General features: G+C 43.3%; 21 protein-coding genes. 16 read left to right on the forward strand and 5 right to left on the reverse strand.

All coding sequences use genetic code 11. From position 1 onward, the window contains the following. Positions 1-104 precede the first annotated feature (104 nt). Entirely contained in the window at positions 105-896 is a 792-nt protein-coding gene (locus NCY30_RS08590; RefSeq protein ID WP_055195131.1) for an ATP-binding protein, read from the reverse strand. Positions 897-1,201: 305 nt separating this feature from the next. On the opposite strand from NCY30_RS08590, the gene NCY30_RS08595 reads away from it, so the two are divergent. The 9 genes from NCY30_RS08595 to NCY30_RS08635 all read left to right on the forward strand — a co-directional run bounded on the left by NCY30_RS08595 (position 1,202) and on the right by NCY30_RS08635 (position 12,799). Further along, positions 1,202-3,751, forward strand: a complete 2,550-nt coding sequence (locus NCY30_RS08595) for a glycoside hydrolase family 3 protein (RefSeq protein WP_195369686.1) — start codon at positions 1,202-1,204, stop codon at positions 3,749-3,751. A 249-nt stretch (positions 3,752-4,000) separates the two neighbouring features. Beyond that, positions 4,001-5,038: a heat-inducible transcriptional repressor HrcA gene (gene hrcA / locus NCY30_RS08600; RefSeq protein ID WP_006427035.1), complete on the forward strand. Its 1,038-nt coding sequence runs from the start codon at positions 4,001-4,003 to the stop codon at positions 5,036-5,038. A gap of 36 nt (positions 5,039-5,074) precedes the next feature. Continuing rightward, positions 5,075-5,686: a nucleotide exchange factor GrpE gene (gene grpE / locus NCY30_RS08605; protein ID WP_006427034.1), complete on the forward strand. Its 612-nt coding sequence runs from the start codon at positions 5,075-5,077 to the stop codon at positions 5,684-5,686. 55 nt (positions 5,687-5,741) lie between these two features. After that, positions 5,742-7,622 (forward strand): molecular chaperone DnaK, encoded by a 1,881-nt coding sequence (dnaK, locus tag NCY30_RS08610; protein WP_006427033.1) that lies wholly within the window; start codon positions 5,742-5,744, stop codon positions 7,620-7,622. 23 nt (positions 7,623-7,645) lie between these two features. Then, entirely contained in the window at positions 7,646-8,842 is a 1,197-nt protein-coding gene (gene dnaJ / locus NCY30_RS08615; RefSeq protein ID WP_006427032.1) for a molecular chaperone DnaJ, read from the forward strand. Between the two features lie 107 nt (positions 8,843-8,949). Next, complete coding sequence (gene glyA, locus NCY30_RS08620) at positions 8,950-10,188, forward strand: serine hydroxymethyltransferase (RefSeq protein ID WP_250818633.1); 1,239 nt, start codon at positions 8,950-8,952, stop codon at positions 10,186-10,188. Between the two features lie 290 nt (positions 10,189-10,478). Further along, the gene (locus NCY30_RS08625) at positions 10,479-10,712 is read left to right on the forward strand and encodes a hypothetical protein (RefSeq protein WP_173792730.1); all 234 of its coding nucleotides are present in this window, start codon (positions 10,479-10,481) and stop codon (positions 10,710-10,712) included. Further along, positions 10,619-11,485, forward strand: coding sequence for a C40 family peptidase (locus NCY30_RS08630; protein WP_330620039.1), 867 nt, complete (start codon positions 10,619-10,621; stop codon positions 11,483-11,485). The genes NCY30_RS08625 and NCY30_RS08630 overlap by 94 nt, the downstream gene beginning before the upstream one ends. A gap of 81 nt (positions 11,486-11,566) precedes the next feature. Beyond that, positions 11,567-12,799 (forward strand): MYG1 family protein, encoded by a 1,233-nt coding sequence (locus tag NCY30_RS08635; protein ID WP_022415401.1) that lies wholly within the window; start codon positions 11,567-11,569, stop codon positions 12,797-12,799. A 104-nt stretch (positions 12,800-12,903) separates the two neighbouring features. On the opposite strand, the gene NCY30_RS08640 is transcribed toward NCY30_RS08635, so the two are convergent. Continuing rightward, entirely contained in the window at positions 12,904-14,352 is a 1,449-nt protein-coding gene (locus tag NCY30_RS08640; protein ID WP_173817809.1) for an aminoacyl-histidine dipeptidase, read from the reverse strand. 233 nt (positions 14,353-14,585) lie between these two features. Here NCY30_RS08640 and NCY30_RS08645 point away from each other — a divergent pair, with 233 nt between their 5' ends. The 6 genes from NCY30_RS08645 (at position 14,586) to NCY30_RS08670 (ending at position 21,142) form a co-directional block, all read left to right on the forward strand. Further along, positions 14,586-15,929 (forward strand): uracil-xanthine permease family protein, encoded by a 1,344-nt coding sequence (locus tag NCY30_RS08645; RefSeq protein ID WP_022415402.1) that lies wholly within the window; start codon positions 14,586-14,588, stop codon positions 15,927-15,929. 7 nt (positions 15,930-15,936) lie between these two features. Further along, a complete protein-coding gene (yqeC, locus tag NCY30_RS08650) occupies positions 15,937-16,764 on the forward strand; it encodes a selenium cofactor biosynthesis protein YqeC (RefSeq protein ID WP_161169839.1) in 828 nt (275 codons plus the stop codon). Between the two features lie 2 nt (positions 16,765-16,766). Further along, positions 16,767-18,191 (forward strand): selenium-dependent molybdenum cofactor biosynthesis protein YqeB, encoded by a 1,425-nt coding sequence (gene yqeB, locus NCY30_RS08655; protein ID WP_044919272.1) that lies wholly within the window; start codon positions 16,767-16,769, stop codon positions 18,189-18,191. Beyond that, positions 18,157-19,221, forward strand: a complete 1,065-nt coding sequence (gene rsmH / locus NCY30_RS08660; protein ID WP_006426055.1) for a 16S rRNA (cytosine(1402)-N(4))-methyltransferase RsmH — start codon at positions 18,157-18,159, stop codon at positions 19,219-19,221. The genes yqeB and rsmH overlap by 35 nt, the downstream gene beginning before the upstream one ends. Continuing rightward, complete coding sequence (rlmD, locus tag NCY30_RS08665) at positions 19,118-20,407, forward strand: 23S rRNA (uracil(1939)-C(5))-methyltransferase RlmD (RefSeq protein ID WP_330376462.1); 1,290 nt, start codon at positions 19,118-19,120, stop codon at positions 20,405-20,407. The genes rsmH and rlmD overlap by 104 nt, the downstream gene beginning before the upstream one ends. 132 nt (positions 20,408-20,539) lie before the next feature. Further along, positions 20,540-21,142 carry a cytidylate kinase-like family protein gene (locus tag NCY30_RS08670; protein ID WP_006426053.1) on the forward strand — a complete coding sequence of 201 codons (603 nt, stop codon included), beginning with the start codon at positions 20,540-20,542 and terminating at the stop codon, positions 21,140-21,142. 122 nt (positions 21,143-21,264) lie between these two features. Here the strand turns inward: NCY30_RS08670 and NCY30_RS08675 are convergent, their stop codons facing one another. Next, entirely contained in the window at positions 21,265-21,477 is a 213-nt protein-coding gene (locus tag NCY30_RS08675) for a potassium channel family protein (RefSeq protein WP_055195119.1), read from the reverse strand. An 86-nt stretch (positions 21,478-21,563) separates the two neighbouring features. Next, on the reverse strand, positions 21,564-22,403 hold the full coding sequence (locus tag NCY30_RS08680; protein ID WP_055180918.1) for a formate/nitrite transporter family protein: 840 nt from the start codon (positions 22,401-22,403) through the stop codon (positions 21,564-21,566). Positions 22,404-22,633: 230 nt separating this feature from the next. Between NCY30_RS08680 and NCY30_RS08685 the strand changes: the two genes are divergently transcribed. Further along, positions 22,634-22,813, forward strand: a complete 180-nt coding sequence (locus tag NCY30_RS08685) for a DUF6472 family protein (protein WP_006426050.1) — start codon at positions 22,634-22,636, stop codon at positions 22,811-22,813. 167 nt (positions 22,814-22,980) lie between these two features. Here the strand turns inward: NCY30_RS08685 and bioB are convergent, their stop codons facing one another. Then, positions 22,981-23,952, reverse strand: coding sequence for a biotin synthase BioB (gene bioB / locus NCY30_RS08690; protein ID WP_006426049.1), 972 nt, complete (start codon positions 23,950-23,952; stop codon positions 22,981-22,983). Between the last annotated feature and the right edge of the window lie 185 nt (positions 23,953-24,137).

A 24,137-nucleotide genomic window follows, 5' to 3' on the forward strand; every position in this document is an offset into this window, starting at 1 on the left:
GTTATAAGGGCGTCAGAATTTTCTAAAAGCACCTGGCCTAGGAGTCAAACTCGCCATACGGCTCAAACAGTGACTCCTATTCCGGGTAACGACCGTTTCATGTATTAAATATCCTTTATAGTTCCATCAATCCCAATCGTCACCACCTGCCAAGGAATAAACTTCCCGCTTGCTTTTAACGCTTCTGTAGCGGCATGCTCCAGTCCTCCGCAGCAAGGAACTTCCATACGGACGATAGTAAGACTTTTGAAATCATTATGCTTGATGATCTCGGTTAATTTCTCCGTATAATCAACTGCATCCAGTTTCGGACATCCAATCAGTACAACGTGATTCTTAATGAATTGGTTGTGGAAGTTGCCATATGCATATGCGGTACAGTCGGCTGCAATCAGCAGATTTGCGTTCTGGAAATATGGTGCGCTCAGCGGAGCAAGCTTGATCTGGACCGGCCACTGACGAAGCTGACTTTCCATGGAGTAAGCGGTCGGTGTACTTCCTGACATATTATTAGAAGCACTTGCAACATTATTATGAGTGTGTTGAATTTCACGAGCCATAGAACCCGGACATCCACCATGATGTGGAGCTGGTGCATCATTATCGTGAGCATGTGCTTTTTTTGCATCAAGGTGTTTCTTAAGTGCTTCCGGTCCTTTGGCGGCAAGATGTGCTTTTACTGCATCATCATCATAAGCATCCGCTTCACGTTCTTCAAATGTGATTGCATTTGTCGGACAGGCCGGCAGACAGTCACCAAGGCCATCGCAAAAATCATCGCGCATTAATCGGGCTTTTCCATCAACCATCTGAATGGCACCTTCGTGACAGGCGTTGGCACATGCACCGCATCCGTTACATTTTTCTTCATTTATATGGATTATTTTTCTGATCATAATGATTCTCCTTTTCTTAAAAAATAGAAATATGTTTAAAATGGTATCAGTTGTTTTGCAGGTATTAGTGTACTATAAAGAAGAAAAAGAATGTTGTTGGAATAACAACAAAAATAAAAATAATTACAATACCGCAATTAAGATGTCCGTAATGTATCTGAAATAATGGATGTTAAGTATGGAAAAATGACAGAAGAATGTGTTAAAATTTTTCACAGAGCTGATATTTCTGCAAGCAAAATACAAAAATCAGAAACAGAAGCATTATAATTTGAAAAATATAATATAGGAAAAGAGGAAGATATATGGCACAGATTTATGCATCGAAAACAAATGAAATTCAGAAGTATGAGACAGAGCATGAGAATGAAGTACGTCATCTGGCCGGGGAATGTATGGTCCTTTTGGAGAATGACGGTGTATTACCATTTTCAGATAAGATAAAAAAGATTGCATTATATGGAACGGGAGCCAGACATACGGTGAAAGGAGGAACAGGATCCGGAGATGTCAATGTAAGAAAAACAGTTTCAATCGCACGGGGATTAGAAGAAGCCGGATTTGAGATCGTGACAGAAGACTGGCTTGACAGATACGACCGGGATCTGGAAGAGGCGCAGAAAACATATTTGAAAAAATTAAAAGATATGTCAGATGAGACGGGAGAGCCATCGGTAATCCTTGGGTTCAAACATCCGTTTCAGGAACCGGAGCAGCCAATTGTCGAAGAGACAGATATCAAAGAGGCAGATGCGGCCATTTATGTGCTTGCAAGAAATTCCGGAGAGGGAAAAGACCGGCGGGCAGAAAAAGGAGATTATTATCTGAGTGACAGAGAATTGCAGAACATCCGGTTTATGACGGAAAATTATTCGAATTGTGTTGTATTATTGAATACAGGAGGCGTGATAGATCTGACAGAATTGCGGAAGATTTCCGGAGTGCAGGCAATCCTTCTGACCGGACAGACTGGAAATATGGGTGGCCATGCAGTGGCGGATGTCTTGATGGCTAAAACAGTTCCGTCAGGAAAATTAACAGATACATGGGCAAGATCTTATGATGACTATCCGTCATCGAGAACTTTCAGTTACCGCGATGACAATCTGGATGATGAATACTATAGTGACGGGATTTATGTCGGATATCGTTATTTTGATACATTTGGAATCATGCCGTTGTATTGCTTTGGGTATGGAAAAGGATACACGGATTTCTCATTGGTGACCAAAGAAGTGACCGCAGATGAAAAGCTGGTAAAGGTAGAAGTGGAAGTGACGAATATCGGTAAGGTATATCCGGGAAGAGAAGTCGTACAAGTTTATTATTCGGCACCGGATGGAGTTATGGAAAAACCAACACAGGAGCTTGCAGGATTTGCCAAGACAAAGCTTCTCATGCCGGGAGAAAAAGAAGTGGTAACAGTTACATTTGCGACAGAAGATATGGCATCTTATGACAGTTATGATGCAGCATGGGTCATGGAGGAAGGCGAGTATACGATTCGTGTGGGGAACAGTTCACGTACAACGGAAGTAGCCGCGATCATAGATCTGGATGAAACAGTTCAGACGGTTCTTTTAAAGAATGTGATGAAGGATAAGGAATTTGTAAAAGAGATTCATCATATGGTCCCAATCTTTGACCTGGAACTGGATGACACACCATTTATGCGTCCGATATTGATCTATGCGGAAAACTTTAAGAAAAAGATCATGGAATATGAAGTGCTACGTACTACGCTGGAAGATAAAAGACCGGACGAGATATTAACACTGGAGGATGTGAAGAAGGGGGCAGCATCACTCGAAGAATTGGTTGCACAGCTTACGGTAGAAGAGATGGCCGATCTTTGTGTCGGAACCGAACGACTGGAAGAAGGCGGCAATGTAATCGGGTCATCTTCTGCATGTGTGCCGGGAGCAGCAGGGGATACGACGTCGGCACTGATCGAGAAGCGGAAGATCCCGAATCTGATCCTTGCAGATGGACCGGCAGGATTACGGTTACAGACACATTTTAAAACGGATAAAGAAGGCAATAAATTACCGGGTGGGGAACAGTTCGGAATGGAAATTGCACCGTTTGCGAAAGAGCAGCCGGAAGGAGCGCAGGATTATTACCAGTACTGTACGGCAATCCCGATTGCGACGACACTTGCGCAGTCATGGGATGTGGATCTTATCAAGAGAATGGGTGAGATTGTCGGAGAAGAGATGGAACAGTTTCATATTCACCTGTGGCTGGCACCGGGCATGAATATTCACAGAAATCCATTGTGTGGAAGAAACTTTGAATATTATTCGGAAGATCCACTGCTTACCGGACTGTGTGCGGCAGCCGATACAAAGGGTGTACAGTCTTACAAAGGACATGGAACGACGATCAAGCATTTTGCGGCAAATAATCAGGAAGACAACCGTATGTTCACGAACGCACATATCAGCGAACGTGCATTAAGAGAAATCTATCTGAAAGGATTCGAAATTGCGGTGAAGACAGCACAGCCATATGCGATCATGACATCGTATAATCTGATCAATGGAACACATGCCGCCAATCATTATGACATGCTTCAGAATGTAGCGCGTGATGAATGGGGATTTGAAGGCTTTATTATGACAGACTGGTATACGTCTCAGGATACGACGGCACTTGGAATGGTATCAGAAAGCGGAAAATACAGCTATTCCGATGGTGTACAGTGCATTAAGGCAGGAAATGATCTTCAGATGCCAGGATGCAGGAAAAATGTAGAGGATATTGTAGACGGCGTAAAAAATGGAAGGATTACCAAAGCGGATCTCCAGAGATGTGCAAAACATATCCTTGGAATTGCGTTAAAAACAATATAAACGAAAAAGAATAAAGTGATTAACAGGCAGACAATATATTATAAGTAGTCTGCCTGTTTGCGTTGATGTGCATTCGAAAGAAGTGGTAATCAGAAGGTTTTTTACATTTTCTAAAAAATATCTAAACAGTGTTGACAAAAATATGTGAGAGTGCTATCTTAATAGTCGAAAGGTGTTAGCACTCAGATAAAAAGAGTGCTAATAACCAGAAACCGAAAGGAGGAGGTACCGGTGATAAATCATGAAGAGATGAGTGAAAGAAAACTGAAAATACTTCATGCAATCATCCAGAATTATCTGGAGACAGGTGAACCGGTTGGTTCCAGAACGATTTCCAAGTACACGGATCTGAATCTTAGTTCAGCAACGATCCGTAATGAGATGGCAGATCTGGAAGAGATGGGATATATCATCCAGCCTCATACGTCGGCAGGACGTATTCCTTCGGATAAAGGATACAGGCTCTATGTAGATATGCTGATGGAGGAGAAAGAGCAGGAGCTGAATGAGATGCAGGATCAGATGCTTGACAAAGCAGATAAGATGGATCAGCTTTTGAAACAGGCAGCAAAGGTTCTTGCAACGAATACCAACTATGCAACGATGGTTTCGACTCCGATGAACAATTCAAACAAGATTAAGTTCATCCAGTTATCTATGGTAGATGAGGAACAGGTGATCGCAGTCATCGTACTGGGAGGCAATGTGATCAAGAATAAGATCATTAACATTGATGAGCCGATCAGCAATGAGAATCTGTTAAAGCTGAATATGCTGCTGAATACAACACTCAACGGCATGTCGATCGAAGAAATCAACCTGGGATTGATCGCCAGATTAAAGGAGCAGGCAGGAATCCACAGTCAGGTAGTCGGATATGTACTGGATGCAGTTGCAGATGCGATTCATGTAGATGATGATATGCAGATCTACACAAGCGGTGCGACGAACATTTTCAAATATCCGGAGCTGAGTGATAACCAGAGCGCACAGGAAATCATCAGTGCATTTGAAGAAAAACAGCAGTTATCCGAACTGGTTACACAGACCCTGGCACAGGATGAGAATACCGGCATTCAGGTATATATCGGAGATGAGACTCCGGTACAGACTATGAGAGACTGCAGTGTCGTAACTGCAACCTACGAACTGGGTGATGGTATGAAGGGAACGATAGGAATTATCGGACCGAAACGTATGGATTATGAACATGTTTTAAAATCTATGAAACGTCTCCAGACAGAACTGGATCAGATGTTCCATAAGAATGATAGAAAGGTGGAATAACCCTTGGAAAATAAGCAGGAAAAAAGCCAGGAAGATATGGTAAAAGAAGCTGTAGAAGAGGCAAAAAAATCTGCTGCTGAAGCAAAAGAAGCAGAGACGGATACAGACGAGACAACAGAAACTTCTGAAAAAGTGGAAAACGAAGAAGCCGAAGAGACAGCGAAAGATACAGAAAAGAAATCTGGCAAAAAATTATTTGGCAAGAAAAAAGATAAAAAAGACGAGAAGATCGAAGAGCTTACAGATAAGCTTACCCGTCAGATGGCAGAGTTTGATAACTTCCGCAAACGTACAGAAAAGGAAAAATCCCAGATGTACGAAGTTGGAGCGAAAGATATCATAGAGAAGATTCTTCCAGTTGTAGACAACTTTGAAAGAGGTCTGGATGCAGTGAAGGAAGAAGACAAAGAAGATCCGTTCGTTCAGGGAATGGAGAAGGTGTATAAACATCTGCTTACCACTCTGGAAGGAATCGAGGTTAAGCCTATTGAAGCAGTAGGCCAGCCGTTTGATCCGAATTTCCACAACGCAGTGATGCATGTGGAAGATGAAAACTTCGGTGAGAATATTGTTGCCGAGGAATTTCAGAAGGGCTACACATACCGTGATTCAGTTGTAAGACACAGCATGGTAAAAGTAGCAAACTAGAAACAAGAACATTCACAATTATCAGAATAAAAAATCATACAGGAGGAAATTTATCATGGGTAAAATTATAGGTATTGATTTAGGAACAACAAACAGCTGTGTAGCCGTAATGGAAGGTGGACAGCCAACAGTTATCGCCAACACAGAAGGCGCAAGAACAACACCATCTGTAGTAGCATTTACAAAGACAGGTGAGCGTCTTGTCGGAGAACCTGCAAAACGTCAGGCAGTAACAAACGCAGAGAGAACAATCTCTTCTATCAAGAGAGAGATGGGAACCGACTACAAGGTAACAATTGAAGATAAGAAATATTCTCCACAGGAGATCTCAGCAATGATCCTTCAGAAACTGAAAGCAGATGCAGAAGGATATCTTGGAGAAAAAGTAACAGAAGCTGTTATCACAGTACCTGCTTACTTCAACGATGCTCAGCGTCAGGCAACAAAAGATGCAGGTAAGATTGCAGGACTTGATGTAAAACGTATCATCAACGAGCCAACAGCAGCAGCTCTTGCATATGGTCTTGACAATGAAAAAGAACAGAAGATCATGGTATATGACCTTGGTGGTGGTACATTCGACGTATCTGTTATCGAGATCGGTGACGGAGTTATCGAAGTATTATCTACAGCCGGTAACAACAGACTTGGTGGAGATGACTTCGACCAGAAGATTACAGACTACATGATCGCTGAATTTAAGAAACAGGAAGGTGTTGACTTATCTGCAGATAAGATGGCACTTCAGAGATTAAAAGAAGCAGCTGAGAAAGCTAAAAAAGAACTTTCTTCAGCAACAACAACAAACATCAACCTTCCATTCATCACAGCTACAGCAGAAGGTCCAAAACATTTCGATATGAACCTTACAAGAGCTAAATTTGATGAACTGACACATGATCTTGTACTGAAGACATCTGAGCCGGTACAGAGAGCATTATCAGATGCTGGTATCACAGCTTCTGAACTTGGTCAGGTACTGTTAGTTGGTGGATCTACACGTATCCCTGCAGTACAGGAAGAAGTAAAACGTCTGACAGGTAAAGAGCCAAGCAAATCTCTGAACCCGGATGAGTGTGTAGCACTTGGAGCATCTGTTCAGGGTGGTAAACTTGCAGGAGATACAGGCGCCGGCGACATCCTTCTTCTGGATGTAACTCCACTGTCACTGTCTATCGAGACAATGGGTGGTGTAGCTACTCGTCTGATCGAGAGAAATACAACAATTCCTACAAAGAAGAGCCAGATCTTCTCTACAGCTGCTGATAACCAGACAGCCGTTGATATCAACGTAGTACAGGGAGAAAGACAGTTTGCAAGAGATAACAAATCTCTCGGACAGTTCAGACTGGACGGAATCGCACCAGCTCCACGTGGAATCCCACAGATCGAAGTTACATTCGATATCGATGCAAATGGTATCGTAAATGTATCTGCAAAAGACCTTGGAACTGGAAAAGAACAGCACATCACAATTACAGCAGGATCTAACATGTCTGATGAAGATATCGACAAAGCTGTAAAAGAAGCTGCTGAATTCGAAGCTCAGGACAAGAAACGTAAAGAAGGAATCGATGCTAAGAACGAAGCTGACGCTATGGTATTCCAGACAGAGAAAGCTCTGCAGGAAGTTGGCGACAAGCTTGACGGTGCAGACAAAGCAGCAGTAGAAGCTGACTGCAAAGCTCTGAAAGAATTACTTGAAAAAGCAAATACAGATACTCTTACAGATGAGCAGGTTGCAGAGATCAAAGCAGGTAAAGAAAAACTGACAGAGAGTGCTCAGAAGCTCTTCACAAAGATGTATGAGCAGGCTGGCGCAGCAGCAGGAGCTCAGGGAGCTGGTCCTCAGCCAGGAGCTAATGCAGGAGCAGGCCCGGCACCAGAAGGATTCCAGGGCGACGATGTCGTAGACGGAGATTACAAAGAAGTCTAAGAACATTAAGTGAGGAATAGGAAATGGCAGAGTCAAAAAGAGATTACTATGAGGTGCTTGGGGTCAGTAAAGATGCTGACGAAGCAACTTTGAAAAAAGCATACAGACAGGTTGCCAAGAAGTATCACCCGGATATGAATCCGGGTGATGCTGAAGCTGAAAAGAAGTTCAAAGAAGCTTCTGAGGCGTATGCAGTCTTGAGTGATCCGGAAAAACGCCGTCAGTATGATCAGTTTGGTCATGCTGCTTTTGACGGAAGTGCGGGAGCAGGCGGCGGATATGGCGGATTCGACTTTAACGGTGCTGATTTTGGCGACATTTTCGGAGATATCTTCGGAGATCTGTTCGGCGGCGGACGCAGAGGCGGTCGTGCGAACCAGGGACCGATGAAAGGTATGAATATCCGTAAGAGTGTCAGAATCACATTCGAAGAGGCTGTATTCGGATGCGAGAAAGAATTGGACGTTGTATTAAAAGACCCATGTCCGAAATGTAACGGAACAGGTGCCAAACCGGGAACATCTCCGGAGACTTGTCCGAAATGTGGCGGTAAAGGTCAGGTAGTATATACACAGCAGTCATTCTTTGGAACGGTACAGAATGTACAGACCTGTCCGGATTGCCAGGGAACTGGTAAGATTATTAAAGAAAAATGTCCGGATTGCGGCGGAACAGGCTATGTAGCCAGCAAGAAGAAGATATCCGTATCAATTCCTGCAGGTATTGATAATGGCCAGAGTGTCAGAATTCGTGAAAAAGGTGAGCCGGGTGTAAACGGCGGACCAAGAGGAGATCTTCTGGTGGAGGTTGTGGTATCAAGACATCCAATCTTCCAGCGTCAGGATATGCACATCTTCTCAACGGTACCGATTACATTTGCACAGGCAGCGCTTGGTGCGGATATCCGTATCAAGACGGTAGATGGAGAAGTGATCTACACGGTAAAACCGGGAACCAAGACAGATACAAAAGTACGTCTGAAAGGTAAAGGAGTTCCATCTCTTCGAAATGCACAGGTTCGCGGCGATCATTATGTGACACTTGTGGTCCAGACACCGGAACACTTAAGTGCCGAAGCAAAAGAAGCACTGCGTAAATTCGATGAGCTGACCGGCAATTCCCTCGGAGCAGAGAAATCTGAAAAAGCGGAAGAGCACGAACATAAAGGCAAAAAGAAAAAAGGATTTATGGATAAATTAAAGGAGACCTTTGATGATTAATTTCATCAGAGGTTTCCTCTTTTTTACAAAAAACACTGGCATTCACCGTGGTAAAGTGATATCATATTAAATAAATTAAATTTTTAACAAACCAGGAGGACTCAAATATGTATGCATTTGATGAAATTAAAAAAGCAGACAGTGAAATTGCAGACGCCATTCAGGCCGAGATGGAGAGACAGAATTCGCATCTGGAGCTGATCGCATCGGAGAACTGGGTAAGCAAAGCAGTCATGGCAGCAATGGGAAGTCCGCTTACAAATAAATACGCAGAAGGCTATCCGGGCAAACGTTACTATGGTGGATGTCAGTGTGTGGATGTAGTGGAAGATCTTGCAAGAGAAAGAGCAAAGAAGTTATTTGGCTGTGATTATGCCAATGTACAGCCACATTCCGGAGCACAGGCAAATCTGGCAGTATTCTTTGCAATGCTGGAGCCCGGAGACAAAGTCATGGGTATGAACCTGGATCATGGCGGACATCTGACACATGGTTCTCCGGCTAATATTTCCGGTAAATATTTCAACGTCGTATCATACGGAGTGAACGACGAGGGTGTGATCGATTATGATAAGGTACGTGAGATCGCAGTAAAAGAAAAACCAAAGATGATCATTGCGGGAGCAAGTGCTTATGCAAGAATCATTGATTTCAAAAAATTCCGTGAGATCGCGGATGAAGTAGGAGCATACCTGATGGTTGATATGGCCCATATCGCAGGACTTGTTGCAGCAGGACTTCATCCAAGCCCGATCCCGTACGCAGATGTCACAACAACGACAACACATAAGACACTGCGCGGACCAAGAGGCGGTCTGATCCTCTGTAATCAGGAAGCAGCAGATAAATTCAACTTTAATAAAGCTGTATTCCCTGGAATCCAGGGAGGACCACTGGAACACGTGATCGCAGGAAAAGCGGTATGCTTCAAAGAAGCCATGGAGCCTGAATTCGCAGAATATCAGAAACAGATTATCAAAAATGCACAGGCACTCAGTAAGGGACTGATGGACCGTGGAGTGAAGATTGTATCCGGAGGAACAGATAATCACCTGATGCTGATTGATTTAAGAGGAGAAGATGTGACCGGTAAAGAACTGGAAAAACGTCTGGATGCCGCACACATCACATGTAACAAAAATACGGTACCGAACGATCCAAGATCACCGTTCGTGACAAGCGGTGTCAGACTTGGAACACCGGCGGTTACAACAAGAGGATTAAAAGAAGACGACATGGATATGATCGCAGAGTGTATCGCACTCGTACTTCAGAGTGAAGATAACATTGAAAAAGTCAAAGGAATGGTTGCAGAGCTGACTGCAAAATATCCTCTGGATATGTAAGGAACGACGAAAGAAAATAAGACAAAACAGGAAATCCGTCTGGGAAAAGGATTTAAGCTTACCCAGGCGGATTTTATTGTTGCTTGAACAAAATGTCCAACAGTGAAAAGATTGAGCAAAATATTTGAGTAGTTGATAGAAATAGGATAATAACAAGGGTGGAATTTTTAAAATGAAGGGTGTATAATAAAAATCAGTGTATACGAATCTATACCAGAATAAAAAAGGAAGAATCTTGTTTATACCATACAGATGTATGAATGCAAATATATATGGAAGGAGCCAGATTTTTGAAACTGAGAAACGTAAAAGTCGCAAAAAGATTAGGAACAAAAACGCTTGCAGGGTTGCTTGCATTTGGACTTGTCGTAGGTACGCCGTCGGTTGTTCTGGCAGATGTACAGAGCACGATGTCACAGTCAGAGGCTTTGTGGAACAGAAGTATCTGGACTTCAGTGATGAAACAAAAAAGCAGATTGAAGCGAATGGTGAGGATAAATATCAGACAGCAAAAGAAACGGTAAAACCAGAAGAAAATCAGGCATTATATTATACACTGACTTCTGTAAAAGAGGGATCGCCAAGTGGAGAAATCCGGGAATCCATGCTGGAATTTGCGTCACAGTTTATCGGTAATCCATATGTGTGGGGTGGTACAAGCCTGACGGACGGTGCAGACTGCTCTGGATTCGTACAGCAGATTTATAAACAGTATGGATACAGCCTTCCAAGAGTAGCAGAAGATCAAAGCCAGTATGGAACGAAGATTCCTGTAGAAGATGCCCAGCCGGGAGATCTGATCTTCTATGCTAAAGAAGGGTATGTATATCATGTGGTCATGTATGCAGGAGATGGCAGGACGATAGAGGCTGCAAGTACGAAACTCGGAATTATCGAAGGAAAAGTCAATACCAAAAATGCAGTATGGGCAACACGTATCCTGAAAGATGATTATTCTCTTACAGGCGACGGAATTGAAAAGGCCAATGCAACAGAGGACATGTATGGACAGAAACTTGAAAATTTCCAGATTACATATTATTGTCCTTGCGAGATCTGCTACGATAAAGCATCTAAAGTTACGGCATCGGGAACACCTGTTGCAGAAGGAAAGACAATCGCAACTGATCCGAATGTAATTCCATATGGAACCAAGGTGATTATCGGAGGACATGTATTTACAGCGGAAGATACAGGAAGAAAAGTCCAGGGAAATCAGATCAGTATTTATGTAAATAACCATGCAGAGGTATCTGCTTCTGACACAGAGAATACAGACGTATATCTGGCAAAATAATATAATAAAGAATGATAAAAAGGTGGTTTTTCAGAACTTACATGTTGAAAAACTGCCTTTTTCAAAGAAGGAACAGAAACTATGAATCAAGAAAATTTATTGAATAAGATCAGACAGAAAGATGCAAAAGCATTTACTCACGGGGGAAAATTTCATGCAGATGATATATTTTCATCGGCCTTGTTATTATATCTGAACCCGGAAATTCAGATTACAAGGGGAAATCAGGTGCCGGAAGAGTATGACGGTATTGTATTTGACATCGGACGGGGAGCATATGACCATCATCAGAAGGACAGCCGTGTCAGGGAAAACGGGATTCCATATGCGGCATTTGGACTTTTGTGGGAAGAGTTAGGAACGGAGATTCTTGGAGAAGAACTGGCAGAAAAATTTGATGAATCCTTTGTCCAGCCTCTCGATCAGAATGATAATACCGGTGAGAAGAATGAACTGGCTTCGCTGATCGGAAGTTTTAATCCGGCATGGGATGCAAAAGGAAATCATGATGATGCATTCTTTCATGCAGTCAGTATGGCTGGAATGATACTGGAAAGCAAGTTCGAGAGATTCCGTGGAAATGAAAGGGCGGACAGGAAGATAGAAGAGATTTTGGAGGCACATGATGATGCAGTAGAAGAGGGAAAATGTGATGAAAGAATCCTGATTCTTCCGGAATTTGTTCCATGCCAGAAACGGCTGTCAGAGACGGAGATTGCATTTGTGATTTTCCCGTCAAATCGCGGAGGATATTGCATTCAGCCACAGAAAAAAGAATTTTCCATGAATTATAAATGTGCGTTCCCAGAAGCCTGGCTTGGGCTGGAGGGAGAAGCATTACAGAAAGCAACCGGACTTTCAGGAGCAGGATTCTGTCATAAAGGCGGCTTTCTGATGTCGACAGAGAATCTGGAGGATGCGGTAAAAGCGTGTGAAATCAGCCTCAAAGAGTATGTAGAAGCGCCGTGTATTGTCTGTTACGGAACATGTGATGAAGAAGTGAAAGAACTTCTGCATATGCTTCCGGAAATGAAGAATGTAACGGTACATAAGATGCCGCTGTCAGAGCCGCCGGAGATGGAGACAGATGGAATCTATGGAGAAGTTTTGATGGAAAAGCAGGAATGGAAAAAGCGGATAAAAGAACAGGTAAAAGAAATTCTGAAATACAAACCGGAGGCGGTATGTGTGAATGGAAATGTCTTTTCGACTTATCCGGTAGTACATGCGCTTCGTAAAAAGCATGTACCGGTGCTGACAATAATGGAAAATGATGAGGAGAAGCTGATTGTGAGAATTCCGTCCGGTTCTTAGAATGTCAGATATAATGAAGTAGAAGAAGTAATAGAACATAACAAAAACGCAGAGACTTTTAAAAGGATTGAAGTAATCCCTCAAAAGTCTCTGCATTTTTATGTTTATTTACATGCTTTTAAAAGTTCTTTCAGGTAGTTCCACATACGCTGTGTAGATGCGATATGTACACGTTCATTATATGTATGCACACCTGTAAGATCCGGACCGAAAGAAATGATATCAAGATCATTCTTCTTGCCGTATAAGATTCCACATTCCAGTCCGCCGTGAGTTGTCTCAACAGTAGGTTCTTTTCCGAACAGTTCTTTATAAAGTTCGATTGCCTTAGGACGGATCACAGAATCGGCATTGTAGCTCCATGCCGGATATTCACCGGAAATCTCACGGGATGCGCTTGCAAGATCCGTTGCAAGATCCAGTTTGTTCTGCATATCATCTAACTTGGTAGCGACAGAGCTTCGAACCTGGAATTTAATCTTTACAGTGTCTTCAGTAGTCTCAACAATACCTGTGTTCAGGGAAGATTCTACAGCGGTAGGGAATGCACGGTCATAGCACTGTACACCGTCGATCGCTCCATAAAGGAATCCGATTACATGTGAAGTAGTATCTGCATCAAAGGCCTTTAAGGTCGTCTCGCCATCGGAAACTGCTTTCAGAGATAAAGTAGGTTCCTGTCCGGCAAATTCAGCGTAGATAGTCTGTTCCAGTCCGGCAACAGCATCTATGATATCCTGAGCCTGTGCAGGATCTGCGATGATCTCAGTCGTATTGTACTGTGCGATTACGTTTGCCGCATTTCCGCCGTTTGTACTTACGATGTTAAAGTCGTAATCTTTTGCAAGTGCATACAGAACACGTCCCATGATCTTATGTGCATTTCCGAGCTGCTTCTGAATCTCGGCACCGGAATGTCCTCCCTGCAGATTGGAAAGGGAGATTGTCATCTTGGTTCCGCTTTCTTCACTCCATTCGATCGGGATAAAAGTATCATAAATGTATCCGCCGGCACATCCGACTGTCATAACGCCTTCAATCTCAGAGTCGATGTTCAGGCAGATCTTTCCTTTTAATACGGATGTATCGAGGTGATGTGCACCGCCCATACCGATCTCTTCATCAACTGTAAATACAGCCTCGATCGGTGGATGCGGGATATCTGTGCTGGCAAGAATTGCCATAGCATAAGCGACTGCGATACCGTCGTCACCGCCGAGAGTGGTGTTCTTTGCCCCGATCAGATCACCATCTACAAAAAGGTCTAAAGGATCATTCTCGAAATCGTGATCGCTGTCAGTTGTCTTTGTAGCAACCATGTCCAGATGTCCCTGGATGATGACCGGATCACTGTCTTCATATCCGGCAGTACCAGGTTTTTTGATGATAACGTTGTTCATTTCATCCTGGATATATTCCAGATTGTGTGCTTTCGCAAATTCTACACAAAAATCACTGATCTTTTTTGTGTGGAAGGTACTTCTTGGTACCATACTTAATTCTTCGAAGTACTGAAATACTTCTTTTGGTTCAATATTAGACAAAATTCCCATTGTTCATTCCTCCGTTTGTCTTTAATCTCTATCTGTCATTGTATCATGAATTTTAGTACTTTATCATGATAAAATGTAATGCGTGTATAACGAAATGTAATAGCTCTGATAACCACAGCTTATAAGGTTTCATTAAAACATTCAATAACTACAGGTCTACCCAAAAAAAGCAGAAAAATATATAATATTTAAGGTTGAAAATATGAGAGCAGAATGTACACGGGAGGATATGTATGAGTACAAAAGAAGCAAAACAGATGGATCAGGCATTATTTGATTTTTATGGGAAACCTTCTATCGGACAGGCACTGCCGCTTGCAATCCAGCATGTGCTTGCGATGATCGTCGGATGTGTAACACCATCGATCATTGTTGCGGGTGTGGCGGGGCTTTCGCAGGAAGATTCCGTTATTTTAATACAGGCTGCACTGGTGATGTCGGCACTGACTACATTATTGCAGTTATTTCCTTTTATAAAGACAAAAAGTTTCCGCATCGGATCGGCGCTTCCGGTGATGATGGGAATCAGTTTCGCATATGTTCCGAGTATGCAGGCAATCGCAGCAGATTTTGACATTGCAACGATTCTGGGAGCACAGATCGTTGGTGGTGTGATCGCATTGTTAGTCGGACTGAATATTAAGAGAATCCGTAAATTTTTCCCGCCGCTGATTACCGGAACGGTTGTATTTTCTATTGGACTGTCTCTGTATCCGACGGCAATCAACTATATGGCAGGCGGTGCAAGCAGTAAATCATACGGTGCATGGCAGAACTGGCTGGTAGCACTGATTACCCTTGTGATCGTTACGGTATTGAACCATTATGGAAAAGGTGTGTGGAAACTGGCATCGATTCTGATCGGAATCATTGGAGGATATATTGTGGCATTATTCTTTGGAATGATAGATTTTTCATCGGTTGCACAGGCATCATTCTTCCAACTTCCAAAGCCAATGCATTTTGGTATCAAATTCGAGCCTTCTGCATGTGTGGCAATTGGAATCCTGTTCGCAATCAATGCGGTACAGGCAATCGGAGACTTCTCTGCAACGACAACAGGTTCTATGGACCGTATGCCGACAGACGAAGAACTGACAGGTGGAATCGTGGGCTATGGTATCAGTAATATTATCTGTGCATTCTTCGGTGGACTTCCGACGGCAACATACAGCCAGAATGTAGGTATTGTATCTACAACGAAGGTAGTCAGCCGTGTGGTAATGGGAATGGCCGCCGTGATCTTACTGGCAGCAGGACTGATTCCGAAGTTTTCTTCTTTACTGACAACGATTCCTTACTGTGTACTCGGCGGTGCGACAATCTCGGTATTTGCATCGATCACAATGACAGGTATCAAACTGATCACAACGGAGCCGATGGATTTCCGCAATACAACAGTAGTAGGACTTGCGGTTGCAGTCGGAATGGGTGTGACACAGGCAAATGCGTCTCTGGCACAGTTCCCGGAATGGGTAACGACGATCTTTGGAAAATCACCGGTGGTACTTGCAACGATCGTAGCAATTGTGTTAAACTTAACACTTCCGAGAACACAAAAGAAAGCTGAGAAATAATTCATATATGATAAAAAGTTATACGAATGGTGAATGGAAAGAGCCTGGCAGTTTATGCCAGGCTGTTGGAATTTATAAAGGAGATTTTCACAAGATAGTATCGGTCGTAGGGGGCGGCGGAAAGACAACGGTGATCCGTGCAATGCTCCGGGAATGTATGGAAAATTCGGATGGAAGGATTCCATGCGCGGTTTCAACAACGACGCATATACAAAAAACAAATGCGGAATATTTTCTGGGAGAGCCATCGATGAAAATGTTCCGGAAGAAGCTGTCGGATTACGAAGCTGTGTGGATGGGGCGTGAGATACGGAAAGGAAAGCTTGCATCATTTCAGAAGGAGTTTCTGGAAGAAGTAAGCCGGGAACCTGTACTTTTGCTTCTGGAAGCGGACGGGGCAAAGCATTTTCCAGTGAAAGCTCCTGCAGAACATGAGCCGGTGATCTGTGAGAAAACGGGCATAGTTCTGAATGTCTATGGGATGCGTGCGATTGGAAAAAAGATAAAGGATGTATGTTTTCGTATCGGAGAAGTGGAGAAAATTCTTGGAAAGACAGGGGAAGACATTTTGCGTCCAGAAGATATCATGACACTTGCGGTAAGTCGGAGTGCAGGACGCAAATGTGTGACGGATGAGATGGAATATCAGGTTATACTGAATCAGGCTGATACAGAGGAAGAGAAACAGACGGCAATGCAGCTTGCGGAAGATATTGGAAAGAAGCTGTCAGAGAAGTATATATCAGAGAAGAATACAAAAGATACAGAGTTTTCAGGACAGATCAGCAAAGTCCACGTAACATCGGACCTGATTCCGCTGGAAGAAAGATGGTAGATATGTCAGAAATTTATAAAAATAAGAAAAAGGCATTGGTCCGGGGATCCGGAGACCTGGCTACCGGCGTGGGTGTAGCACTTTATCGGGCGGGCTTTCAGGTGATCATGACGGATATTGCAGTGCCGCTTACCGTAAGAAGGGAAGTGGCGATGTCCAGAGCCGTTTATGAAGGCAGGGCAAAAGTGGAAGGGATAGAAGGAATCCTTGTCCGGAATTATCAGGAAGCGTTGGCTGTACTGGAAGAAAATAAGATTGCCGTGATCGTAGATCCGAAAGCCGAGATCCGCAAGGAATTTCACCCGGATCTACTTGTGGATGCCATCCTTGCAAAGAAAAATATGGGGACCAGACGGACGGATGCACCGTATGTGATCGGTCTCGGTCCGGGATTTACTGCGGGAAAAGATGTTCATGCTGTGATAGAAACGATGCGTGGTGAGACGCTTGCGGATATCATCTATGACGGACAGCCGATTCCGAATACCGGCGTTCCTGGATATGTGGGCGGTTATGCGCTGGAGCGCCTGATCCGTGCGTCTGGCAATGGCCGAATGGAGCCAAAGGCACAGATCGGAGATATTGTAAAGAAGGGACAGCTTCTTGCCGTAACAGGAGGAAAACCTGTATATTCCCAGCTGGACGGTGTGATCCGAGGCATGCTGCAGGAAGGTGTGCAGGTGAAAAAAGGTCTGAAGATCGGAGATGTAGATCCAAGAAAAGACAGGAAATTGTGTTACCTGATTTCGGATAAGGCGAATAAGATCGGCAGTTCTGTAGTGCGGGCGACAGAAGCACGTCTGGCGGATAAGGATTATGCAATGATCCTTCTGGCAGCAGGAAAGTCAAGCAGATATGGCAGTAATAAGCTGTTAGAAGAACTGGACGGGGGAAGAATGTTCGAACATACCCTTCGTAAGATGCGGGCATTTCCGTTATGTACACAGGTAGCGGTGACGAGATTCGAAGAGATAGAACGTGCAGCAGAAGCACAGGGTATGTTGGTAGTGGAGAACTGGGAACCGGATCTTGGAATCTCACATTCCCTGAGATTAGGACTACAGAAAGCACTGGAAGAAAATCCGGAATTAAAAGGTGCAATGTTCATTGTATGTGACCAGCCGGGATTGACAGCCGCAACATTTGCCCGTATGCTTGATATAGGTAAGAAATATCCTGGAAAAATCGTATGTGCCGGGCGAAAGGGCAAAATGGGAAATCCTGTATTGTGGGATCGATGCTTTTTTGATGAACTTAGCAGGCTTTCCGGGGACAAAGGCGGGAAACAGATCATCGGAGCACATATGGATGATGTGCTGCTCTGCGAAACAGAAGAAACAGAACTTCGGGATGTAGATATACCGGAACAACTGACAAAATGGGAGAGAGATTATGGAGAATCAGGAAAATCAGGAGAAGAAACATAAACGGAGAGTCCGGTATTCCGGAACACATCCGAGAAATTATAAAGAAAAATACAAAGAGCTGAATCCGGAAAAGTATGCAGATACCATTTCCAAAGTCATCAAGAAAGGCGGAACACCGGCGGGGATGCATATTTCTATCTGTGTGAATGAGATTCTGGACTTTTTTGACATTCAGCCGGGACAGCAGGGATTGGATGCAACATTGGGATACGGCGGTCATACGTCGAAGATGCTGGAAAAACTGCAGGGAGAAGGGCATATCTATGGTCTGGATGTAGACCCGATCGAATCGGCGAAGACAAAGAAACGACTGGAAGAAAAGGGATTCGGGCCGAATATCCTGACGGTAAAGCTTGAGAATTTCGCAAATATCGATAAAGTGGCAGAAGAGGCCGGAAAGTTTGATTTCGTACTGGCAGATCTGGGTGTGTCATCTATGCAGATTGACAATCCGGACCGTGGTTTTACATTCAAGGCAGAGGGACCTTTAGATCTGCGTATGAATCCGGAAAAGGGAATCAGCGCAGCAGAAAGACTGCGGGATATTTCCAAAGAAGAGCTTACCGGCATGTTGATTGAAAATTCGGATGAGCCATATGCAGAAGAAATCGCAGAAGCAATCACAGAGAAGATCCGCAAAGGCGGCAAGATCGAGACAACAACGGGACTTCATCAGGTGATCGAAGAGACACTTGCATTTATCCCGGAAAAAGAAAGAAAAGAAGCAGTACGGAAATCCAGCCAGCGAGTATTCCAGGCACTTCGTATTGATGTGAATAATGAGTTTGAAGTATTGTATGATTTCCTGGATAAGCTGCCGGGTGTATTAAAGCCGGGCGGAAAAGTTGCAATCCTCACATTCCATTCCGGAGAGGACCGTCTTGTAAAGAAATCATTCAAGCAATGGAAAAAGGAGGGACTGTACAGTGAGATCGCAAAAGACGTCATCCGACCGTCCAAAGAAGAATGCTTCCGCAACAGCCGTGCGAAATGCACGAAAATGCGCTGGGCAATCCGGGCAGAAGAGTAAGATACAAAATAAGAAACAGAAAGACGGAAAGCAGACAAAGAATGAATCTGCATGTAAGATTGATAAAAAATGTGGCGGTTGCCAGTTCCAGAAGATGCCGTATAAAGAACAGCTGAAAAGAAAGCAGAAGCAGGAAGAACAGCTGTTAGGCGGATTCTGCAAAGTCAGCCCGATCATTGGCATGGAACATCCATATTTTTACAGAAATAAAGTACATGCGGTATTTGACCGTGACAAGAAGGGCAATGTCATATCCGGCATTTATGCAGAAGGAACGCACCGTGTGATCGCAGTGGAAGAGTGTCTGATCGAAGATAAGAAGAGTCAGGAGATCATCCGCACGATCCGTGAACTTCTGCCGTCTTTTAAGATTAAGACATACAACGAAGATACCGGATATGGGCTTTTAAGACATGTGCTGGTCCGCAGAGGATTTGAAACTGGTGAGATCATGGTGGTGCTGGTACTGGGCTCACCGATCCTGCCATCAAAGAATAACTTTGTGAAGGCTTTGAGAAAAGTGCATCCGGAGATCACAACCGTAGTACTGAATGTGAATAACAAGCAGACCAGTATGGTACTGGGAGAAAAGGAAAAGCCGATCTACGGACCGGGATTTATCAAAGACAAGTTATGCGGATGTACATTCCGCATTTCTCCAAAATCGTTCTATCAGGTAAATCCGGTGCAGACAGAAGTTCTCTATAATACAGCCATGGACTATGCGGAACTGACCGGAAAAGAGACAGTGATCGATGCATACTGCGGAACCGGTACAATTGGTCTGATCGCGGCTAAGAATGCGAAGAAAGTGATCGGAGTAGAACTGAACAAAGATGCGGTAAAAGACGCAAGAATCAATGCAAAAGAAAATGGCATCACAAATGCCGAGATCTATGCAGGTGATGCGGGAAGATTCATGGTAGATATGGCTTCGAAGAACCAAAAAGCAGACGTCGTATTCATGGATCCGCCGAGAGCCGGAAGTGATGAGAAATTCCTTCCTTCTGTGATAAAGCTTGGCCCAAAGAGAGTGGTCTATGTGTCCTGCAATCCGGAGACACTGGCGAGAGATTTAAAATATCTGACCAGACATGGATACCAGGCTGTGAAGATCCAGCCGGTGGATAATTTTCCGTTTTGTGATCATATTGAGACGGTTGTGAAGCTTGTGAGAAAAAAATAGAAAATATGCAGATCGGGCAAAGAAGATTTTGATAATAGACATTTCCTTCAGATTGTTGGTTTAAAAATACAGTGAAAAGAGCTATATTTAAGATAAACGAGAGAATCGGTACTTACAAAGGAGGAAAAGCTTATGATTATATGTATCGGAAGAGAATTTGGAAGCGGTGGCCACGAAATCGGAAGAAAAGTTGCAGAAAAGCTTGGACTGGAATTATATGACAGAGATTTAATAGACAGGGCAGCAGAGAAGATCATAGCGATGCCAAAAGATGTGCTGGAAAAAGCAGATGAGAAAAAGCGTAATCCGTGGCTGCATGAGGTATGGTATGATGTGCCGAACCAGGAACTGAATGGAATGACGGCGAATGATGCTTTGCATCTGGCATATAATTCGATCATACGAGAACTTGCAGAAAAAGGAGATTGTGTATTTGTCGGACGCTGTGCGGACTATATATTGGAACAAGCAAAGATTGATCATATTAGTCTGTTTATTGCAGCCCCGTTTGAATGGCGTGTGAAGAGAAAGATGGAACAGTTGTCTATAGATGAAAAGTCTGCAACAGCCATGGTAAGAAAAAAGGACAAAGACAGAAAAGCTTATTACGACTATTATACCGGCAGAAACTGGGGAAGGCCATATGAGTACGATCTGTGTATTAACAGTTCCAGGCTTGGAATTGAAGCAACTGCAGAGAAGCTTGTAGAAATGATCCGGGAATTGGAAAAATAAAACTTATAAGAGCCGGGAAAGATTACTAGATTGGTTCGGGAATAGAAAATGATGAAAAGAATAGAAGGTCTGGATAGCGTATCAACTATCCAGGCCTTCTGTGCGTATGATCATAATATCATTTAACCGTAGAATGTATTTTCTTTTATATCCATATCTTTGAGATCGGAAATATTGCTTTTTCGCTGATATTGTTCAACGAAACCGGCGCTGATAATACCGGTAGGAATAGCAACGACACCAACCCTCAGATAAGCGATGCAGATTGCCATTATACGTCCCAGAGTTGTGATTGGGTAAATGTCACCATAGCCTACGGTAAGAAGTGTAGACATGCTACACGCAGCATCCGAAAGATAACAAATCCGGAAAGGAAGAAAGCGGGAATGATCGTCAGAAGATCCACGATTCCGTCAAGCCTTTATTTACAGTTCTTTCCGTGCAGGTAGAAGAATAATCCGCCGATGATAAATCCGCCACCGATAATGTTACCGATTGTAACAGGAAGAAGATTGATGGTGAAGAAGTTTCCCCAGTTTAAAGCAGCAATCTGACTGCCGGTGATACCATATAATTCTTTCGCTTTTGCAACATAATCCGGATTCATAGAAGCAAAGATTCCGGCCGGAATATAATACATATTTGCAACGCAGTGTTCGAAGCCGGATACAACGAATGCCATGATCGGGAAAAAGATAGCAAGTGATTTTCCTGCTATATCTTTCGCGGTAGAAGCCATCAATACTGCAGCGCATACCAGAATGTTACATAAGATTCCGGAAATCAGAGCAGGAAGGAAAGATAAGCTGACCTTTCCAAGAGCAACTTTGATCGTAAATGCCCCAAGAGCGCCGCTGGTATAATTATATTGTCCGGACAGATATACCAGATATGCCAGAGCAACAGCACCAACCATATTACCGATATAAACGATAACCAGTGTCCGTATGAGTGCAGCTACACTAATTTTTTTCTTAATACAGGCCATTGTCATCATACAGTCACCGGTGAACAATTCGCCTCCGATAAAGACGATCATCATCAGACCGACCGGGAAGACGCAGCCGGCAACCAGACGTGCAAGACCGACATTTGCAATATCATGCATGGCAACATTACTGGACTGTGCGCCAAGCGCGATGCAGACACCAGCCATGATTCCCATGAAAAAAACTTTCTTTTTAGAAGTTGTAGCTTTTTTTACAGCGCCATTCATGTTGGCCTGTACAACTTCCTGTGGAGTGTTAAACATTGAATCCATAATAACCCTTTCCTTTAGTACTTTTTCTTTGTGTGATTACTTTGATAAAAATATCACATAAAATATAGCATGGATAACAAATCTTGGGCAACCCGTAATCGCAATGTTTATGCTCTTTTTTTCGTACAGTACTAAGAAATATGCTATAATCGATGGGAAACAGATCATAATGAAAAAATTATGCAATAATGTAAAAACTCAATTATCAAATTAAGAAAAGGGGAATTATAATGGCTCAGAATAGTTGCGAAAGCTGCACTTATTATACATACGACGAAGATTACGAAAGTTATATGTGCGATATCAATATGGATGAAGATGAATATATGCGTCTTATTTCAGACCAGCATTATCAGTGCCCTTATTATCGGAATGGGGATGAGTATATGGTGGTGAGGAAGCAGATGTAGTTTCTACTTAATTCACTAAGCTAGCTACCCGGACCAGAATAAAAGTTGGAAAAGCATTCCTGTCCAACTTTTATTCTGGTCCGGGTAGCTAACGCTGTAGTGAATTAATAGAATCCCCGTAACTATTGTGAGACCGGAAGTGTATCTATTAACCTGAGAATAACAATTTATGCAGACTCTATCTCATAAGTGAATCCCGCATCTGTTATCGTCTGAATAGTATCTTTAATACCCTGACCACCTGCGGTAAGATATCCGGAGGCAAAGATGGAATCTACAACACTTAACAATTCCTTTTCATGTCCTTTGAAATACACTTCACGTCCTGCCGCACAGCGGATGTCTGACTGCGGAACCAGAAGTCTTGCGAGACAGAGCACCTTTATGCCATATTCATAAGTCAGTCCCGAGATATCCTGATCGCCAAGAGGAGTACCCGGAATCGGCAGCAGGAAGTTGATCGGGAGAGCTTCCGGATTAATTTCTTTCAGTTCCAAAAGCATATCTACAACGTCTTCTTTGCTTTCGCCCATACCGATGATTCCACCGCTGCAGATCTCGAAACCGAGTCTCTGAAGCATATGTATATTTTCCACACGCTGGTCAAAAGTGTGTGTGGTGCAGATGTGACTGTAATAATTACGGCTGCTGTTCAGATTATGATTGATACGGTCAAGTCCGGCGTCTTTTAACATTTTTGCCTGTTTTTCGGTTAAGAATCCGATGGAGCAGCAGAGATGGGTTCCGGTTTCTTTCATCTTGCGGATACGTCCGGCAAGCTGTTCGATCTCTGCATCTGTGAATCCCATGCCGCTTAATCCGATACAGTGGCGGGAAAGATGATGTTCATTTACAAAATCATTATCATTGTATAATTTTTCGTCTTCTACCCATTTATAAGTGTCGATGTCTGCATTAGAGCGACAGGATTGCGCACAGTAAGCGCAGTCCTGAGAGCAGTTACCACTGCGGACATTGGTCAGAATATGAATGCTGACGTGGTTCCCTTTATATTTTTTACGGAGGATTCCGGCACGTTCGATGAGAGCATCTAACTGGTCGTCCGGAGTGTTTAAAATCTCGATGGCCTCTTCGCGTGTCAATATAGGATCTTCGTGTGTATGAACTTCTGAAATCATGGTGTTACCTTCCTTTGTGTGTAATATAAATCACTTGTTAACTGATATAGACAAAAGGTTAACATGACGGGAAATAAAAGTCAACTGTATTTGGTGAAAAGGTTAACATCTGCGATGCTATATACAGATAAAAATCAGACTGTGATTAGCGGATATATTTCTAAATAAAAAGCAAAGATTAAAAA

The sequence above is a fragment of the Dorea sp. MB18-49 genome (assembly GCF_023669465.1).
GTDB classification, from domain to species: domain Bacteria; phylum Bacillota; class Clostridia; order Lachnospirales; family Lachnospiraceae; genus Dorea_A; species Dorea_A longicatena.